The 14,180-nt window shown below is 49.0% G+C and carries 15 protein-coding genes and 1 tRNA gene; 8 read left to right on the top strand and 8 right to left on the bottom strand.

Annotated elements, in window-relative coordinates:
* Window positions 1–4 precede the first annotated feature (4 nt).
* A complete protein-coding gene (locus MET42_RS0102940; protein WP_019881261.1) occupies window positions 5–2,056 on the bottom strand; it encodes a carbon starvation CstA family protein in 2,052 nt (683 codons plus the stop codon).
* Window positions 2,057–2,317: 261 nt separating this feature from the next.
* Here MET42_RS0102940 and MET42_RS0102930 point away from each other — a divergent pair, with 261 nt between their 5' ends.
* Window positions 2,318–2,551 carry an ANTAR domain-containing protein gene (locus tag MET42_RS0102930; protein WP_232411249.1) on the top strand — a complete coding sequence of 78 codons (234 nt, stop codon included), beginning with the start codon at window positions 2,318–2,320 and terminating at the stop codon, window positions 2,549–2,551.
* Window positions 2,552–2,654: 103 nt separating this feature from the next.
* Window positions 2,655–2,730: transfer RNA gene (locus tag MET42_RS0102925), tRNA-Val, on the top strand.
* Window positions 2,731–2,751: 21 nt separating this feature from the next.
* Here the strand turns inward: MET42_RS0102925 and radC are convergent.
* The gene (gene radC / locus MET42_RS0102920; RefSeq protein WP_019881256.1) at window positions 2,752–3,426 is read right to left on the bottom strand and encodes a DNA repair protein RadC; all 675 of its coding nucleotides are present in this window, start codon (window positions 3,424–3,426) and stop codon (window positions 2,752–2,754) included.
* A 12-nt stretch (window positions 3,427–3,438) separates the two neighbouring features.
* Entirely contained in the window at window positions 3,439–4,206 is a 768-nt protein-coding gene (locus tag MET42_RS0102915; protein WP_019881255.1) for a hypothetical protein, read from the bottom strand.
* 100 nt (window positions 4,207–4,306) lie between these two features.
* Between MET42_RS0102915 and coaBC the strand changes: the two genes are divergently transcribed.
* From coaBC to rpmG, 5 genes are all read left to right on the top strand, one after another.
* Window positions 4,307–5,503: a bifunctional phosphopantothenoylcysteine decarboxylase/phosphopantothenate--cysteine ligase CoaBC gene (coaBC, locus tag MET42_RS0102910; RefSeq protein ID WP_019881254.1), complete on the top strand. Its 1,197-nt coding sequence runs from the start codon at window positions 4,307–4,309 to the stop codon at window positions 5,501–5,503.
* 100 nt (window positions 5,504–5,603) lie between these two features.
* A complete protein-coding gene (locus tag MET42_RS0102905; protein WP_019881253.1) occupies window positions 5,604–7,757 on the top strand; it encodes a TonB-dependent receptor in 2,154 nt (717 codons plus the stop codon).
* Window positions 7,758–7,878: 121 nt separating this feature from the next.
* Complete coding sequence (gene dut, locus MET42_RS0102900) at window positions 7,879–8,331, top strand: dUTP diphosphatase (protein WP_019881252.1); 453 nt, start codon at window positions 7,879–7,881, stop codon at window positions 8,329–8,331.
* Window positions 8,332–8,427: 96 nt separating this feature from the next.
* Entirely contained in the window at window positions 8,428–8,664 is a 237-nt protein-coding gene (rpmB, locus tag MET42_RS0102895; RefSeq protein WP_018986249.1) for a 50S ribosomal protein L28, read from the top strand.
* A 32-nt stretch (window positions 8,665–8,696) separates the two neighbouring features.
* Window positions 8,697–8,852 (top strand): 50S ribosomal protein L33, encoded by a 156-nt coding sequence (gene rpmG, locus MET42_RS0102890; protein ID WP_011478679.1) that lies wholly within the window; start codon window positions 8,697–8,699, stop codon window positions 8,850–8,852.
* Window positions 8,853–8,927: 75 nt separating this feature from the next.
* Here the strand turns inward: rpmG and MET42_RS0102885 are convergent, their stop codons facing one another.
* Window positions 8,928–10,226, bottom strand: a complete 1,299-nt coding sequence (locus MET42_RS0102885; RefSeq protein WP_019881251.1) for a mechanosensitive ion channel family protein — start codon at window positions 10,224–10,226, stop codon at window positions 8,928–8,930.
* A gap of 6 nt (window positions 10,227–10,232) precedes the next feature.
* Complete coding sequence (mgtE, locus tag MET42_RS0102880; RefSeq protein ID WP_019881250.1) at window positions 10,233–11,690, bottom strand: magnesium transporter; 1,458 nt, start codon at window positions 11,688–11,690, stop codon at window positions 10,233–10,235.
* 78 nt (window positions 11,691–11,768) lie between these two features.
* Between mgtE and MET42_RS0102875 the strand changes: the two genes are divergently transcribed.
* Window positions 11,769–12,011, top strand: a complete 243-nt coding sequence (locus tag MET42_RS0102875; RefSeq protein ID WP_019881248.1) for a glutaredoxin family protein — start codon at window positions 11,769–11,771, stop codon at window positions 12,009–12,011.
* A gap of 60 nt (window positions 12,012–12,071) precedes the next feature.
* On the opposite strand, the gene rplQ is transcribed toward MET42_RS0102875, so the two are convergent.
* Genes rplQ through rpsD form a run of 3 tightly spaced genes read right to left on the bottom strand, consistent with a single transcriptional unit; the run spans window position 12,072 to window position 14,164 of the window.
* The gene (gene rplQ / locus MET42_RS0102870; protein WP_019881247.1) at window positions 12,072–12,458 is read right to left on the bottom strand and encodes a 50S ribosomal protein L17; all 387 of its coding nucleotides are present in this window, start codon (window positions 12,456–12,458) and stop codon (window positions 12,072–12,074) included.
* Between the two features lie 33 nt (window positions 12,459–12,491).
* The gene (rpoA, locus tag MET42_RS0102865) at window positions 12,492–13,478 is read right to left on the bottom strand and encodes a DNA-directed RNA polymerase subunit alpha (RefSeq protein ID WP_019881244.1); all 987 of its coding nucleotides are present in this window, start codon (window positions 13,476–13,478) and stop codon (window positions 12,492–12,494) included.
* A 56-nt stretch (window positions 13,479–13,534) separates the two neighbouring features.
* A complete protein-coding gene (rpsD, locus tag MET42_RS0102860; protein WP_019881243.1) occupies window positions 13,535–14,164 on the bottom strand; it encodes a 30S ribosomal protein S4 in 630 nt (209 codons plus the stop codon).
* Window positions 14,165–14,180: the final 16 nt, after the last annotated feature.

Genomic DNA, 14,180 nt, shown 5'->3' with positions numbered 1-14,180 from the left:
CTCCTTAAACCAAGCGCGAGGCAACATAAGCCACCTCACTCGACGGCCTGACCGGCAGTCGAGCAAAATAGCGGCGACTCATCCTGGCCATATCCAGCACTACCACCCATAACATGGCGACAAAAAATAATGTTAACCAGGCATCCAGTTGCTGGTTAAAAATTAACTGTGGTGCCACAGCGGCTTTTTCTGGTGGCAAAACGCCACCAGCCAGTTTTTGCGACAAATCCTTTGCTGCCGCAAAAAAGCCAACGCGGATATCGCTACTGAAAACTTTTTCATAGGCCGCAGTCGTGGTAATCGCCAGTAGCCAGATCAATGGCAAGCCAGTGATCCAGGCCTTGCCAACCTTACTGGACTTAATCAGCACGCCGGTTGCCACAGAGAGCGCAATCGCCGCCAGCATCTGGTTGGCAATACCAAACAGGGGCCACAGAATATTGACGCCACCATTCGGGTCAATGACGCCGATATAAAGAAAGTAGCCCCAGCCAGCCACCACCAGCGCACTAGTGAGAATCACCGAAGGCGTGTAAGAGGTTTCACCTAGCTTGGGATGCAGATTGCCCAGCATATCCTGCAGCATAAAGCGGCCCACGCGCGTACCGGCATCCAGCGTGGTGAGGATAAATATGGCTTCAAACATAATGGCAAAGTGGTACCACAAGGCCAGCAGATGTTCGCCAAACACCGTGCCTAAAATACTGGCCATGCCCACGGCAAGGCTGGGGGCACCTCCGGTGCGGGCAAACAAGGTGCTTTCGCCCATCGCGCTGGCTAAATGTTGCATCTGCTCAACGGTTACCTGATAACCCCAGCCGCTGATGGTATTCACGGCATCCAGCGCTTCTTTACCAACCACACCGGCCGGACTGTTGATCGCGAAATAGACACCCGGCTCCAGCACAGTAGCGGCGATCATGGCCATAATCGCCACAAAGCTTTCCAGCAACATGGCGCCATAACCAATCATGCGGATATCTCCTTCACTGGTGATCAACTTGGGCGTGGTGCCGCTGGCAATCAAGGCATGAAAGCCTGAAATCGCGCCGCAAGCGATAGTGATAAACACGAACGGAAATAATTTACCGCCAAAGATCGGGCCGGTACCGTCAATAAAAGGCGTGATCGCAGGCATATGGATTTCTGGTCGCAACCATAAAATCGCAATGGCCAGCATAAACACCGTCCCCAGCTTCATATACGTAGATAAATAATCGCGCGGCGCCAACAATAGCCACACCGGCAACACCGCCGCGGCAAAGCCGTAGGCAATCACGCTAAACGCCAGCGGCAGACCTTCATGATCAAACATGGCCGCCAACACCGGGTGATGATCTATCCAGCCGCCAAAGACGACAGATGCCAGCAATAAAATCACGCCCAGCAAGGAGGCCTCAAGCACGCGGCCAGGACGCAAATAGCGCATATACACGCCGACCAGCATGGCAATCGGAATCGTGGCTGCCACGGTGGAGGTTCCCCATGGGCTGTGTTTCATAGCATTCACCACGACCAGGCCTAGCACGGCGATCAGGATAATCATGATTAAGAATGTGCCTATCATTGCCGCCGTACCGCCAATCGCCCCGATTTCATCACGCGCCATCTGCCCCAGGCTACGCCCATTGCGGCGGGTAGACAAAAACAGTGTGACCATATCCTGCACTGCGCCGCCCAGCACCGCGCCGATTAAAATCCACAATGTGCCCGGCAAGTAGCCGAATTGCGCCGCCAGGGTCGGCCCTACCAGCGGGCCCGGCCCAGCAATGGCGGCAAAATGGTGGCCAAATACCACCCAGCGGTTGGTCGGCACATAATCGCGTCCATTGTTCAAGCGTTCCGCTGGCGTCGCACGCGTGGCATCAATGGCCAGCACATTGGCCGCAATCCAGGCTGAATAAAAACGGTAACCGATCAAATACACGCACACCGCGGCCGTAATCAACCACAATGCATTTAATGACTCCCCTCGCGCCATAGCGACATGCGCCAGTGCAGCTGCCCCCAACAAGGCCACACTGGCCCAGCCTGCACGACTCCAAAAAGCTTTCATAATGATGGAATTCTTTCCTGTTTTTTTAATGATTTGCACTGTAACAAAAAGCCTCACTGTGCGCAAAAAGCACCATGAGTCACCAACACCTGTTGCGGTGGTGCAACGGCACTGCTGTGGTGCACAAAAGCACCTGTGCGCATCAGTATACCAGGGCTTAAAATCATTGAATTATTGTTTAAAATCATTGCATTAACAAAAACTCACCAACTGGCATGCAGATTGCTAAATTGAAGTAGCAAAATTTTTCCATGAGTATCAATGAGACCCGCCAGCCCCGACATGCCAGCCCCACCTTTCTCAAAGCCACGCATCATCCTGAGCATGGAAGACCAGAAGCTGGTCGACTCCGCCAAGGATATTTTGATGCACCAGCGCGACCTGAGCGAAGAACAAGCGTATTCTTTATTATCCGAAATGGCTGACAAACGCAAAACCGGCATGGCCGACATCTCACTGCAATTAATCAATATCACCAAACGATTGACGGTTTAGAGCTGCCCGCTCACCGCCCTTCTCACAAACCCCCAATAATTTTTTTGCGGGCTCTTGCAGGAAAAAAGAGTTTCGGTATAATGCGGCCTTCGTTGCAAGGCATGGGTGCTTAGCTCAGTTGGTAGAGCGTCGCCCTTACAAGGCGAATGTCAGCGGTTCGACCCCGTTAGCACCCACCACCACCTCCCTGCCTGCACATCTCAAATCAATCCCCGCTCGCTAAACGAAAACGTTTCCTGCCTGGCCACAATAATGTGATCAAGCACCTTGATATCCACCAGGTTTAAAGCGTCTTTCAAACTGATGGTCAATTGCTCATCAGCACGACTGGGTGCTGCATTACCCCCTGGGTGATTATGGCTCAATATCACTGCTGCCGCATTTAAGGCCAGTGCACGCTTCACGACCTCTCGCGGATAAACGCTGGTTTGCATCAAGCTGCCTTCAAACAAGGTTTCATAGGCAATCAGGCGATTCTGCGCATCCAGAAACATCAAGCCGAACACTTCGCGCTGCAGATGCGACAATTGCAACTGTAAATAGTCCTTGACCTGATTGGGCGAACGAAAACTATCTTTTTGCTGCAAGGCTTCACCCAGCGCACGCTTGCTCATCTCGAGCACCGCCTGCAACTGGCAATATTTGCTCGTGCCCATGCCCGGTACAGCCGTCATCTGCTGCACATCCGCAGAAAACACGCCATTCAGGCTTTGAAAATGCTGTAACAGATCACGCGCCAGATCCACAGCGGTTTTGCCAGTCATGCCGACACGCAAAAAAATGGCCAGCAACTCTGCGTCAGACAAAGCTGCGGCACCCGCACGCAATAATTTCTCACGCGGACGCTCTTGTTCGGGCCAATCAGTGATTGCCATCGTGCCTCCCGCTTACTTTGACCAGCCAATTTCACGCGCGGTGGGCCTGCCGATCACCACGGCGTCCAGATTTTTAGCCATGCGCGCGTTTTGTGGCGTTTGTGGCACTTTGCCCGCCATCACTTCGGCCATTGCCTGAGGATAGCGCGGTTGCGCATAAGGCTCGGCATAGCCTTGTGGGAACAAAGGCAGGCTGGTGTTCAAGTCATACTTATCTGAAGCGCTCAAGGTATGCAGTAATTCATGACTGATAATGATGGCATTGGTGGCATGCTGACTGTTTTCGGCAAACAGATTAACGCGGCCAATGCGGCCTTTGTGCAAAGCGGTGGAATGCAACAAATGGCGATGCTGTGACGGGTCGTGATACAACAGATACAGCTTGATATCGATGGGCACACCTACTTCAGGCTGATGCTGCCAGCTAAACCATCGAAACTTAAGGCTCCACAAAATAATATCCAATAATTGCCCATTGACCGCTGGTGGCGCGGGAGGGATATCGTGAATTTCAGGCCCTAAATAAACTGTCACAGGTCTACGCAAAGGCAATCGATACTTCAGGGCTTCACGCGAAAAGAACTGCACAATGATGTCAAAGTCCTGCGCACGTAAGCTGGCAATATAGGCATCCACCACGGGAGCACCATCAGCATTGACTGGGTATACCGTCACGTTCAAAGGCTTGCGCCATTGCAAGGTGAGATACTCTTGCCAAAGCTGCATCAATGCAGTTAGCACCACAACCACCCAGAACAAAATTCTGACTAACTTTATCATGCGCCCCACCCCACCGATGACCCAATGTTAACATTTTTAAAGAAAATGCTACATAGCCGAGAAATGGCAATTGCATGTGGTTTACAGTTAAAATGCAGCCATGATTCCAACGCACTCACATTCCCGCCATCTGCTGCTAGGCGTGACTGGCGGCATTGCCGCTTACAAGACGGCAGAACTGGTGCGCTTACTGGTCAAACAAGGCCATAGCGTACAAGTGGTGATGACTGAAGCAGCGACGCACTTTATGACGCCCACGACCTTGCAGGCATTGTCCGGCAACCCGGTGTTTGTCGACAGCTGGGATCAGCGCATTCCTAACGGCATGCCGCACATAGAGCTCAGCCGCAAAGCAGATGCTATTCTAGTAGCGCCTGCCAGTGCGGATTTTCTCGCCAAACTGACACATGGTTTTGCCAACGATTTACTTTCCACATTATGCCTTGCACGTGAGTGCCCACTCCTGGTGGCGCCAGCAATGAACAGGCAAATGTGGGAGAACCCTGCAACACAGCGTAACATCGTGCAATTACAACAAGACGGCATCACGACATTAGGCCCTGACAGCGGGGAACAGGCATGCGGTGAGGTTGGCCAAGGCCGGATGCTCGAGCCAGAAGACTTGCTGGAAGAGGTAAACAGCTTTTTTACGCCTAAATGGTTAGCTGGCAAAAAAATCATGATCACGGCCGGTGCCACGCTGGAAAAGCTGGACCCGGTGCGCGGCATCACCAACTTGAGTAGCGGAAAAATGGGCTATGCCCTGGCGCAGATCGCCATGCGCATGGGCGCAGAAGTCACATTGGTATATGGTCATGCGAGCGCCACGCGCCCGACAACCAGCCAGGCCTACTTTGCCAGTAGCGCGCAAGACATGTACCAAACCGTGATGCAACATATTGCCAGCCAGGACATATTTATAAGTGTCGCTGCCGTTGCCGACTACAGACCTGATGTTTCCTCTGAGCAGAAAATCAAAAAAAGTGAGGAAACACTTACGGTGAAACTCATAAAAAACAAAGACATTCTGGCAGACGTTGCTTCTTTACCCAACCCGCCCTATTGCGTTGGCTTTGCGGCAGAAACAGAACAAGTAGTCGATTATGCCAAGCAAAAAAGACTGGCAAAACGCATCCCCATGATAGTGGCCAATCACGCCAATACCGCCATGGGCAGCGACCAGAACGCAGTCACCGTCATCGACCAACACGGCGAATATGCACTGGGCACAGATGACAAAATTAACATTGCATTCAAACTCTTAACGCACCTTAAAAGCCAACTTGATCCAAGCTAATTAAATCGGTCATTCTCAGTATTTTCATGAAAATACTGAGACCTCCAAGCTTACACTCAGCTTACAATCGCGCAGTCTATTTTTAGCACTGAGAATTACAATGCGCGCACCTCGTTTTACGCCCTTATACATCGCCCTTTCTGCTGCCTTTGGCAATATGCCACAAGCCATGGCGGACGAAGAAAAAACCCTCACACTTTCGCCAGTCGTTGTCACAGCTACCCGTCAGGCACAAAACAGCTTCGACTTGCCTGTGGCCATTGATGTGGTTGAGCAAAAGAATATCAAAGACGGCCAGTTGCAAATGAACCTGTCCGAAAGCCTGATTCGCGTGCCTGGCATCACGGCACAAAACAGGACACAGCAAGCACAAGATCCACAAATCTCCAGCCGCGGCTTCGGTTCACGCTCATCTTTCGGTGTACGCGGCATCCGCGTCTATGTCGATGGCATTCCTCTCACCATGCCAGATGGCCAGGGCCAGCCTGGGGTTGTAGATCTGTCATCGATCAAAAGCATTGAAGTCATGCGCGGCCCGTTCTCATCTCTTTACGGCAACTCATCCGGGGGGGTGATCCAGATGTTTACAAGAGATGCACCAGCCACACCGACACTGGGCGCAACAACCATGTTCGGCAGTTACGATACCAAACGTGAAATCATGGAAGCAGCCGGTCAATATGAAGGCTTGGAGTATATGCTCAATGTCTCGAACTTTAGTTCAGATGGATACCGCGACCATAGCACCAGTGACAAGCAAATGGCGACGGCAAAATTCAAGATCAACATCACAGAAGACACCAAACTGACGACCTTGGTTAACTGGTTCCAACAAGATGCACAGGATCCTTTAGGATTACCACGCGTCGCCACAGCAAACGACCCATCTGCATTCAACAACCCCAAGGCCGTGCCTAACAGTGTATTACGCGCAGACACCAGAGTGAGCCGTAGCCATACCCAAGTTGGCTTTAACTTGGAACATGCATTTAATGAAAACAACTCGCTTAACTTTGTAAACTACGTGGGTACCCGAGAGAACCTGCAATACCTCTCGACCAGCGCAACGACTAGTGTAGGCCGTGCTAGCCAAATTTCACGTGAGTTCTGGGGCACAGACTTACGCTGGAATAATCATGGTGAAGTGTTCGGCAAGAAATATAACTTCCACATCGGTGCGAATTACGGGAAGTCAACCGACACCCGCTTGGATATCAATACAGATGGCGGCGTCAAAAGAAGTACTTCTGTTGCAAACAACGCAAACAATGCCTTAAATAGAGATGAAGACAACATCTCAACGAACTATGATCGCTATGTTCAAGGTATGTTATCTGCCACCGACACCATTGATATCCACGCGGGCTTGAGAAGAACTAAAGTGAATCTTGAAGTTAAAGACCGTTTTCTAACTGGAACTGGTAACAATGGCAACAATAGCGGCAATGTTTCCTACGAGAAAACCAACCCTGTTGCGGGCATTGTATGGAAAGTCTCTCCTACCTTTAACTTATATGCAAACTACGGCAAAGGCTTTGAGACACCCACATTTATTGAAGCCGCCTACGACGCAACCACGAATGGTGCGCCTAATCTTAATTTAAAGTCCAGCAAAAGCCAGAACTATGAGGTGGGTGCCAAGGCGTATTTGAATGATGACACCTTGGCAACAATCAGTGTGTTTAAAATTGATACTGATGATGAAATCGTGTTGCGCGAAACGAGTGCCGCCAATAGAAGCATCTACGGTAACGCCAAACAAACTAAACGCAAGGGCGTAGAGCTATCACTGAACAGCCAGTTTGATAACAACATTTCAACCTACCTGTCTTACAGCGTCCTGGATGCAGAGTTTGACTCTGACTTTAGTTACATCACCTCCTCCGGTGCCACCAGAACAGTGGAGTCCGGCAATAAAATTCCAGGCACCTATCGCAACCAACTTTATGGTGAAGTTGCCTGGAAATATGCGCCACTTGGTTTCTATAGTGCTTTGGAAGGCCGCTATAACAGTAAAGTGTATGTTGACGACCTCAACTCTGATAGCGCATCGTCATATACGATATTCAACGTGCGTGCAGGCTTTGAGCAAACACTCTCTCACTGGTCATTCAGGGAGTATATCCGCGTAGAAAATATGTTCGATCGTGAATACATCGGCGCAATCCGTGTCAATGATGCGAATTTACGCTTCTTCGAACCTGCCGCTGGCCGCAACTATTTGCTTGGCCTAAGCGCGCAATACAAGTTCTAATCTTTGCATTAATAAAAAAGCCAGCCTCCGCTGGCTTTTTTATTATGGCTGCTTATCGCGCGTAGTGATTTTCGGTCACATTTCGTGTTTAATAGCGCAATCTTTTTCTGGAGTATGCAGCATGTCGATTACCGTAGATCTCAAGATTCTTGACCCCCGCCTGCATCACATGATGCCTAACTACGCAACGCCTGGCTCAGCCGGCTTGGATTTACGTGCCTGTATTGAGCATACGCAAACCATACAGCCGGGCGAGACCATCATGATTCCGACAGGCATGGCGATTCATATCGACAATGCTTATTATGCCGCCATGATCTTGCCGCGCTCAGGTTTAGGCCATAAACATGGCATTGTGCTTGGCAATCTGGTTGGGTTGATTGATTCGGACTATCAGGGACAATTACTGGTTTCTTGCTGGAACCGCAGTAAAGAGCCATTTATCCTGAACCCGATGGAACGGGTAGCGCAGATGGTGATCGTGCCTGTTGTGCAGGCAGATTTTCATATCGTGGATGAATTCACCAGCAGCGAACGGGGTGAAGGTGGCTTTGGCAGCACGGGCAAGCACTAAATTATGAGAAAAATTACAATAAGCGCTTGATTTGTGCATACGATTCAATCTATAATCTCGCTCTTTCTGAAAAGATAAAAGTATTTGGAGACAACCATGGCACGTGTATGTCAGGTAACCGGTAAAAAACCAATGGTGGGCAACAATGTTTCTCACGCACAAAACAAAACAAGACGTCGTTTCTTGCCTAACTTGCAAAACCGTAAGTTTTGGGTTGAGAGCGAAAACCGCTGGGTAAGCCTGCGCATTACCAACGCTGCTTTGCGTACGATCGACAAAAATGGTATCGACGCTGTGTTGGCTGATTTGCGTGCTGCTGGCGAAAAAATCTAACTCGCGACATTTAGTCAGCAAAGGATATTATCATGCGTGAAAAAATCAAATTGGAATCCAGTGCTGGTACAGGTCATTTCTATACCACCACAAAAAACAAACGTACTATGCCAGAGAAAATGGAGATCAAGAAATTTGACCCAGTAGCTCGTAAGCATGTGCTGTACAAAGAAACTAAATTGAAATAATTTCAGTTTCCAGCATTAATAAAAAAGCCTGCAATCGCAGGCTTTTTTATTTTGGTCGCTATACCAACCTTCCCATTATTCTGAAGCCAGATTTAAAGCTGCCTGACCGGAAATAATACGCACATCCTGCTGTGGGTATGGGATCTGAATATTATTCGCTTTAAAGCGCTGCCAAATCTCGTAATAAACCTCACTCTGCAGCTTGGCGGTCGCCTCCTCGGGATTAAGCACCCCTACCGCCAACTGTAAATCAATGCCATTCTGGCCGAATGATTTAATAATCACCTCCACAGCAGCTTCATCCCTTAGTGTACGCTCATGCGACCGACCAATCTCTTGCAATAGCTTGATGGCCAAATCCAGATCACTTTCATAAGAGATTTGGACTAAAACAGGCACCTTCGCTTTATGGGCTGCAGAAGTATGATTAATCACCACATCTGTGATCATCGTTTCGTTAGGAATGATGAATTCAGTTCCATCCAGCTTGCGTAAAACAATATAACGCGACCGCAACTCTTTGACGATGCCATAGTAACCGCGAATCGTCACAATATCGCCCATATGCAGCGACTTATCCATGAGGATAATAAAACCACTCACATAATTGCTGGCGATCTTCTGCAAACCAAAGCCAAGCCCTACACCAAGCGCACCGCCAAACACAGACAGCATGGTGACATCCATGCCTACAGCCGCCATCGACATCAGCAAGGCAATGACAATGGCCACCATACGCACCAGCTTGACCATAATGACACGCCAGTTACTATTGATATTCTCTGAGGCCATCAGCCGCAGTTCTATCATGCGACTTAACCACAAGGCAACCAGCATGGTGATGACGATGGTCAGCCCGCCCTGGATCAGCAGCAACAGGTTTAACTTCTGCTTGCCAACACTAAACGTCACATCCTCCAGAATCTGCAAGGCAGGATCCAGGAAGCCGCTGATATGCAAAGCCACCACCACCCACACAACCCATGCGATGACCCGCTCAAACGAATGCAACCAGGCGCTCGGTGAGAACACATAGCGCAAGACATAAATCAGGCTACGAATAATCACCATCGCCAGCAGCATGCGCGCCGCAAGTCGCAACAAACCGACATGCATAAAGCCTTCAAGCGAATAGCGTGCAATGACCAGCAACAAAAAAGCCACAAACGGGAAAAACAGGCGCTCAATCCCGCCCAACAACATTTTATAAACAGTGTTTACTTTGCCGGCTGCAATTTGCTTGCGCAGGTGCCAATTGAGTAAACCGCTCACAGCCAGAATCACGCCAAATACAAACAACTGCCACAAAGCAGAGACCGTGCTCAGGTCCTGAACAATTTCTTTCCAGAGAATATTAATATCGTTATCCATCATAGATTTTTATAACAAAAAGATTGTGGCCAGGCCGAGGAAAATCATGAAACCACCACTATCGGTCAACGCAGTAATCAACACACTGGAGCCGACTGCCGGGTCCCTGCCCATCTTGTTCATGACCAATGGAATCATGACGCCGATAATGGCCGCCAACAACAAATTCAAGGCCATCGCCGCCATCATCACTAATCCCAATGCGGCATTGTGGTACAACCAGAACGCAATCAGACCGAGAACACCGCCCCATAGCAAGCCATTCATGAGTGCAACACCCATTTCCTTTTGCAGTAATGATTTCATGTGATAGCCGGAAATCTGGCCCAAGGCCAAACCGCGTACAATCATGGTGGTGGTTTGGTTACCTGAGTTGCCGCCAATACCGGCCACAATAGGCATCAGCGCAGCCAGTGCCACGATCTTTTCGATACTGCCTTCAAACAAGCCAATCACACGCGATGCCACTAATGCGGTCACCAGGTTAATCGCCAGCCAGGCCCACCGGTTTTGCACAGACTTCCAGATGGAGGCAAAAAAGTCTTCTTCTTCGCGCAAACCGGCCAAAGACAGCATGTCTGACTCAGCCTCTTCACGAATAATATCCATCACCGTATCCACCGTAATCCGCCCAACCAGCTTGCGGTTATTGTCAACCACCGGCGCCGTCACCAAGTCATAACGCTCAAACGCCATCGCTGCCTGATCGGCCATATCCTCGGGATGGAACACCACGGCATCTGTCGACATAATGTCGCCGACACGGGTCTCCGGATCATTCAAGATAATGCGCTTCAGGGGTAACACCCCTTGCAGGATGTCGTCGCGATTAATGACGAATAATTTATCCGTATGGTCTGGAAACTTCGGTAGCCTGCGCAGGTAGCGCAAGACGACTTCCAGCGTGATATCGTCACGAATCGTCACAATATCGAAGTCCATGATGGCACCAACCGTGTCATCAGGATAAGAAAGCGCAGATTGCAAACGCTCGCGATGTTGCGTATCCAGACTGTAAAGCAAGTCCTGCAACACGTCTTTTGGCAAGTCAGGTGCCAGGTCTGCCAGCTCGTCAGTGTCCAGTTGCTCGGCAGCTGCCAGCAACTCATCACTATCCATGTCCGCAATGAGGGTTTGACGAACAGCATCGGAGGCTTCAAGCAGAATTTCGCCATCACGATCGGCTTTCACCAGATCCCACACCATTAAACGGTCATCTAATGGTAGCGATTCGAGGATATAAGCCACGTCAGCCGGATGTAACTGATCCAGCTTATGCTGCAGAATATTCAGATTTTGCTTATGAACCAGGTTCTCGACCAGATCATGCTTAGGCATATCCTGCCGATGCACGACATGTTCGACCAGCTTGTGCTTATCCAGCAAGTGGATCACCTGCTGCAAAGTCTCGCTCAGGCTTTCCTTACCCTCGGTCACTTTCTCATCTTGTTCGCGAATTTCTGTCATGCATGATCCAATATTGAGCAGGCGTTATTTTTGCAGGTATCATTGTACAAAGCGTTGATGACACTACCTAGAGTTTTTATGCAAAAGCAGTTGATATTATTGGGCACCAAAGGCTGCCACCTTTGTGAGGATGCAGAGCAGCTATTGCAGGAGCTCAATCTACCTTACCAATACCTAGACATCATTGATGACGAAAGATTGCTGCAGCGCTATGAAATTAGCATTCCCGTGCTACTTTTCGCATCAACCGACAATACAAATGAGCTGTGCTGGCCCTTTAACACGGAAATGATTAGCCATTGGTTAATGCATAACGAATAGTGGGGAGTTTAGAAAATAAAAAAGCCAGCTTTCGCTGGCTTTTTTATTGATGCGTCTGTCTTATTCTGCTGCTGGTGCTTCTGCAACTTCTGGACGATCTACCAATTCAACGAATGCCATTGGCGCATTGTCACCTTGACGGAAACCACATTTCAGAATGCGCAGATAACCGCCATTACGTGCATTGTAACGTGGACCCAGTTCACCGAACAACTTACCTACGATGTCACGGTCACGCAGACGGCTGAACGCCAGACGACGGTTTGCCAATGTAGGTGTTTTACCCAAAGTGATCAATGGCTCTGCATATTTACGCAGTTCTTTTGCTTTAGGCAAAGTTGTTTTGATCACTTCGTGACGCAGCAAAGAGGTCACCATGTTGCGGAACATGGCTGCGCGGTGGCTGCTGGTTCTGTTCAATTTACGATTGCTATTACCGTGACGCATAGTAATTTCCTTAAGTATTTATCTGATCAGAAATTAAGCTTTTTCCAGACCAACAGGTGGCCAGTTTTCCAGCTTCATTCCCAGTGTCAGGCCTTTAGAGGCCAACACGTCTTTAATTTCGTTCAATGATTTTCTACCCAGGTTAGGCGCTTTCAGCAATTCGTTTTCTGTACGCTGAATCAAATCACCAATGTAGAAAATATTTTCTGCTTTGAGGCAGTTGGCAGAACGTACTGTCAGCTCCAGGTCATCAACCGGACGCAACAGGATTGGATCTACCTGAGGTGCAGCTTTCACTTCAACATCAGCAGAAGCACCTTCCAGATTTGCAAACACGGACAACTGACCAATCAGGATACGCGCAGCATCACGAATTGCCTGCTCAGGCTCGATAATGCCGTTAGTCTCAACATCCATAATCAGCTTGTCGAGGTCAGTACGCTGCTCAACACGTGCGCTCTCAACATGGTAGCTCACTTTGTTGATCGGGCTGAAAGAAGCATCCACCATCATAAAGCCTAATACGCGATCTTCATCATTGGCTTTTTGACGGGCTGGAACAGGCTGATAACCACGGCCCATTTCAACTTTCACTTCCAAGTTCAACTTACCACCTTTGGTGATGTTTGCCAGGATGTGGTTCGGGTTAACGATCTCAGCATCATGACCAACTTCAAAATCACCAGCTGTCACAATACCTTCACCAGTTTTGTTCAATACCAAAATGGTTTCGGTTTTGTTGTGCAGTTTTAAGGCAACACCTTTCAGGTTCAGCAAGATGTCAACAACGTCTTCCTGCACACCTTCAATAGTGGAGTACTCATGTACAACACCGTCGATTTTTACTTCAGTAATGGCAAAACCAGGGATGGAAGAAAGCAATACTCTTCTCAACGCATTACCCAAGGTATAGCCAAAGCCACGTTCCATTGGCTCTAAAGTCACACGTGCACGCAGTGGAGTAATCACTTCAACGTCCACAACACGTGGCTTCAAATAATCTGTAGGGTTATTTTGCATACAACTCCTTGAAGTAATTGGGTAGTAACAAGTAATCCTTAGCCTAAGCTAAGCGATTACTTAGAATACAATTCAACGATCAATGATTCATTGATGGTAGCAGGCAACTCATCACGCTGAGGTTTAGCCTTGAACTTACCAGACAATGCTTTGACGTCGACTTCCAACCACTCAGGGAAACCACGTTGTTCAGCCGCTTCAACCGCAGCTTTAATACGCAATTGTGTTTTTGATTTATCAGCCACAGTCACTACGTCACCAGCCTTCACTTGATATGAAGGGATGTTTACGCGTTTGCCGTTAACCAAAATGCTGTTATGACGCACTACTTGACGTGCTTCAGAACGTGAACCAGCCAGACCCATGCGGTATGCTACGTTGTCCAGACGGGACTCCAGCAATTGCAACAGGTTCTCACCAGTAATGCCTTTTTGACGATCAGCTTCAGCGTAATAAGTACGGAACTGACCTTCCAACACGCCGTAAATACGACGTACTTTTTGCTTCTCGCGCAATTGCACGCCGTAGTCAGACAGACGTGAGTTGCGGCGCTGACCATGCTGACCTGGTGCGAAGTTGCGCTTTTCAATTGCGCATTTGTCTGTAAAGCATTTTTCTGCTTTCAGAAACAGTTTTTCACCTTCACGACGGCATTGACGGCATTTAGGGTCTAAATTTCTAGCCAAAATAGTTCTCCAGTAA

The organism is Methylophilus sp. 42 (assembly GCF_000384155.1).
Lineage (GTDB): Bacteria > Pseudomonadota > Gammaproteobacteria > Burkholderiales > Methylophilaceae > Methylophilus.
This window is presented reverse-complemented; position numbering and strand designations above follow the sequence as displayed.

Bases quoted from the DNA above. Each gene is read 5' to 3' on its own strand.
- MET42_RS0102940 (WP_019881261.1), bottom strand. From the start codon at position 2,056: ATGAAAGCTTTTTGGAGTCGTGCAGGCTGGGCCAGTGTGGCCTTGTTG.
- MET42_RS0102930 (WP_232411249.1), top strand. From the start codon at position 2,318: ATGAGACCCGCCAGCCCCGACATGCCAGCCCCACCTTTCTCAAAGCCA.
- radC (WP_019881256.1), bottom strand. From the start codon at position 3,426: ATGGCAATCACTGATTGGCCCGAACAAGAGCGTCCGCGTGAGAAATTA.
- MET42_RS0102915 (WP_019881255.1), bottom strand. From the start codon at position 4,206: ATGATAAAGTTAGTCAGAATTTTGTTCTGGGTGGTTGTGGTGCTAACT.
- coaBC (WP_019881254.1), top strand. From the start codon at position 4,307: ATGATTCCAACGCACTCACATTCCCGCCATCTGCTGCTAGGCGTGACT.
- MET42_RS0102905 (WP_019881253.1), top strand. From the start codon at position 5,604: ATGCGCGCACCTCGTTTTACGCCCTTATACATCGCCCTTTCTGCTGCC.
- dut (WP_019881252.1), top strand. From the start codon at position 7,879: ATGTCGATTACCGTAGATCTCAAGATTCTTGACCCCCGCCTGCATCAC.
- rpmB (WP_018986249.1), top strand. From the start codon at position 8,428: ATGGCACGTGTATGTCAGGTAACCGGTAAAAAACCAATGGTGGGCAAC.
- rpmG (WP_011478679.1), top strand. From the start codon at position 8,697: ATGCGTGAAAAAATCAAATTGGAATCCAGTGCTGGTACAGGTCATTTC.
- MET42_RS0102885 (WP_019881251.1), bottom strand. From the start codon at position 10,226: ATGATGGATAACGATATTAATATTCTCTGGAAAGAAATTGTTCAGGAC.
- mgtE (WP_019881250.1), bottom strand. From the start codon at position 11,690: ATGACAGAAATTCGCGAACAAGATGAGAAAGTGACCGAGGGTAAGGAA.
- MET42_RS0102875 (WP_019881248.1), top strand. From the start codon at position 11,769: ATGCAAAAGCAGTTGATATTATTGGGCACCAAAGGCTGCCACCTTTGT.
- rplQ (WP_019881247.1), bottom strand. From the start codon at position 12,458: ATGCGTCACGGTAATAGCAATCGTAAATTGAACAGAACCAGCAGCCAC.
- rpoA (WP_019881244.1), bottom strand. From the start codon at position 13,478: ATGCAAAATAACCCTACAGATTATTTGAAGCCACGTGTTGTGGACGTT.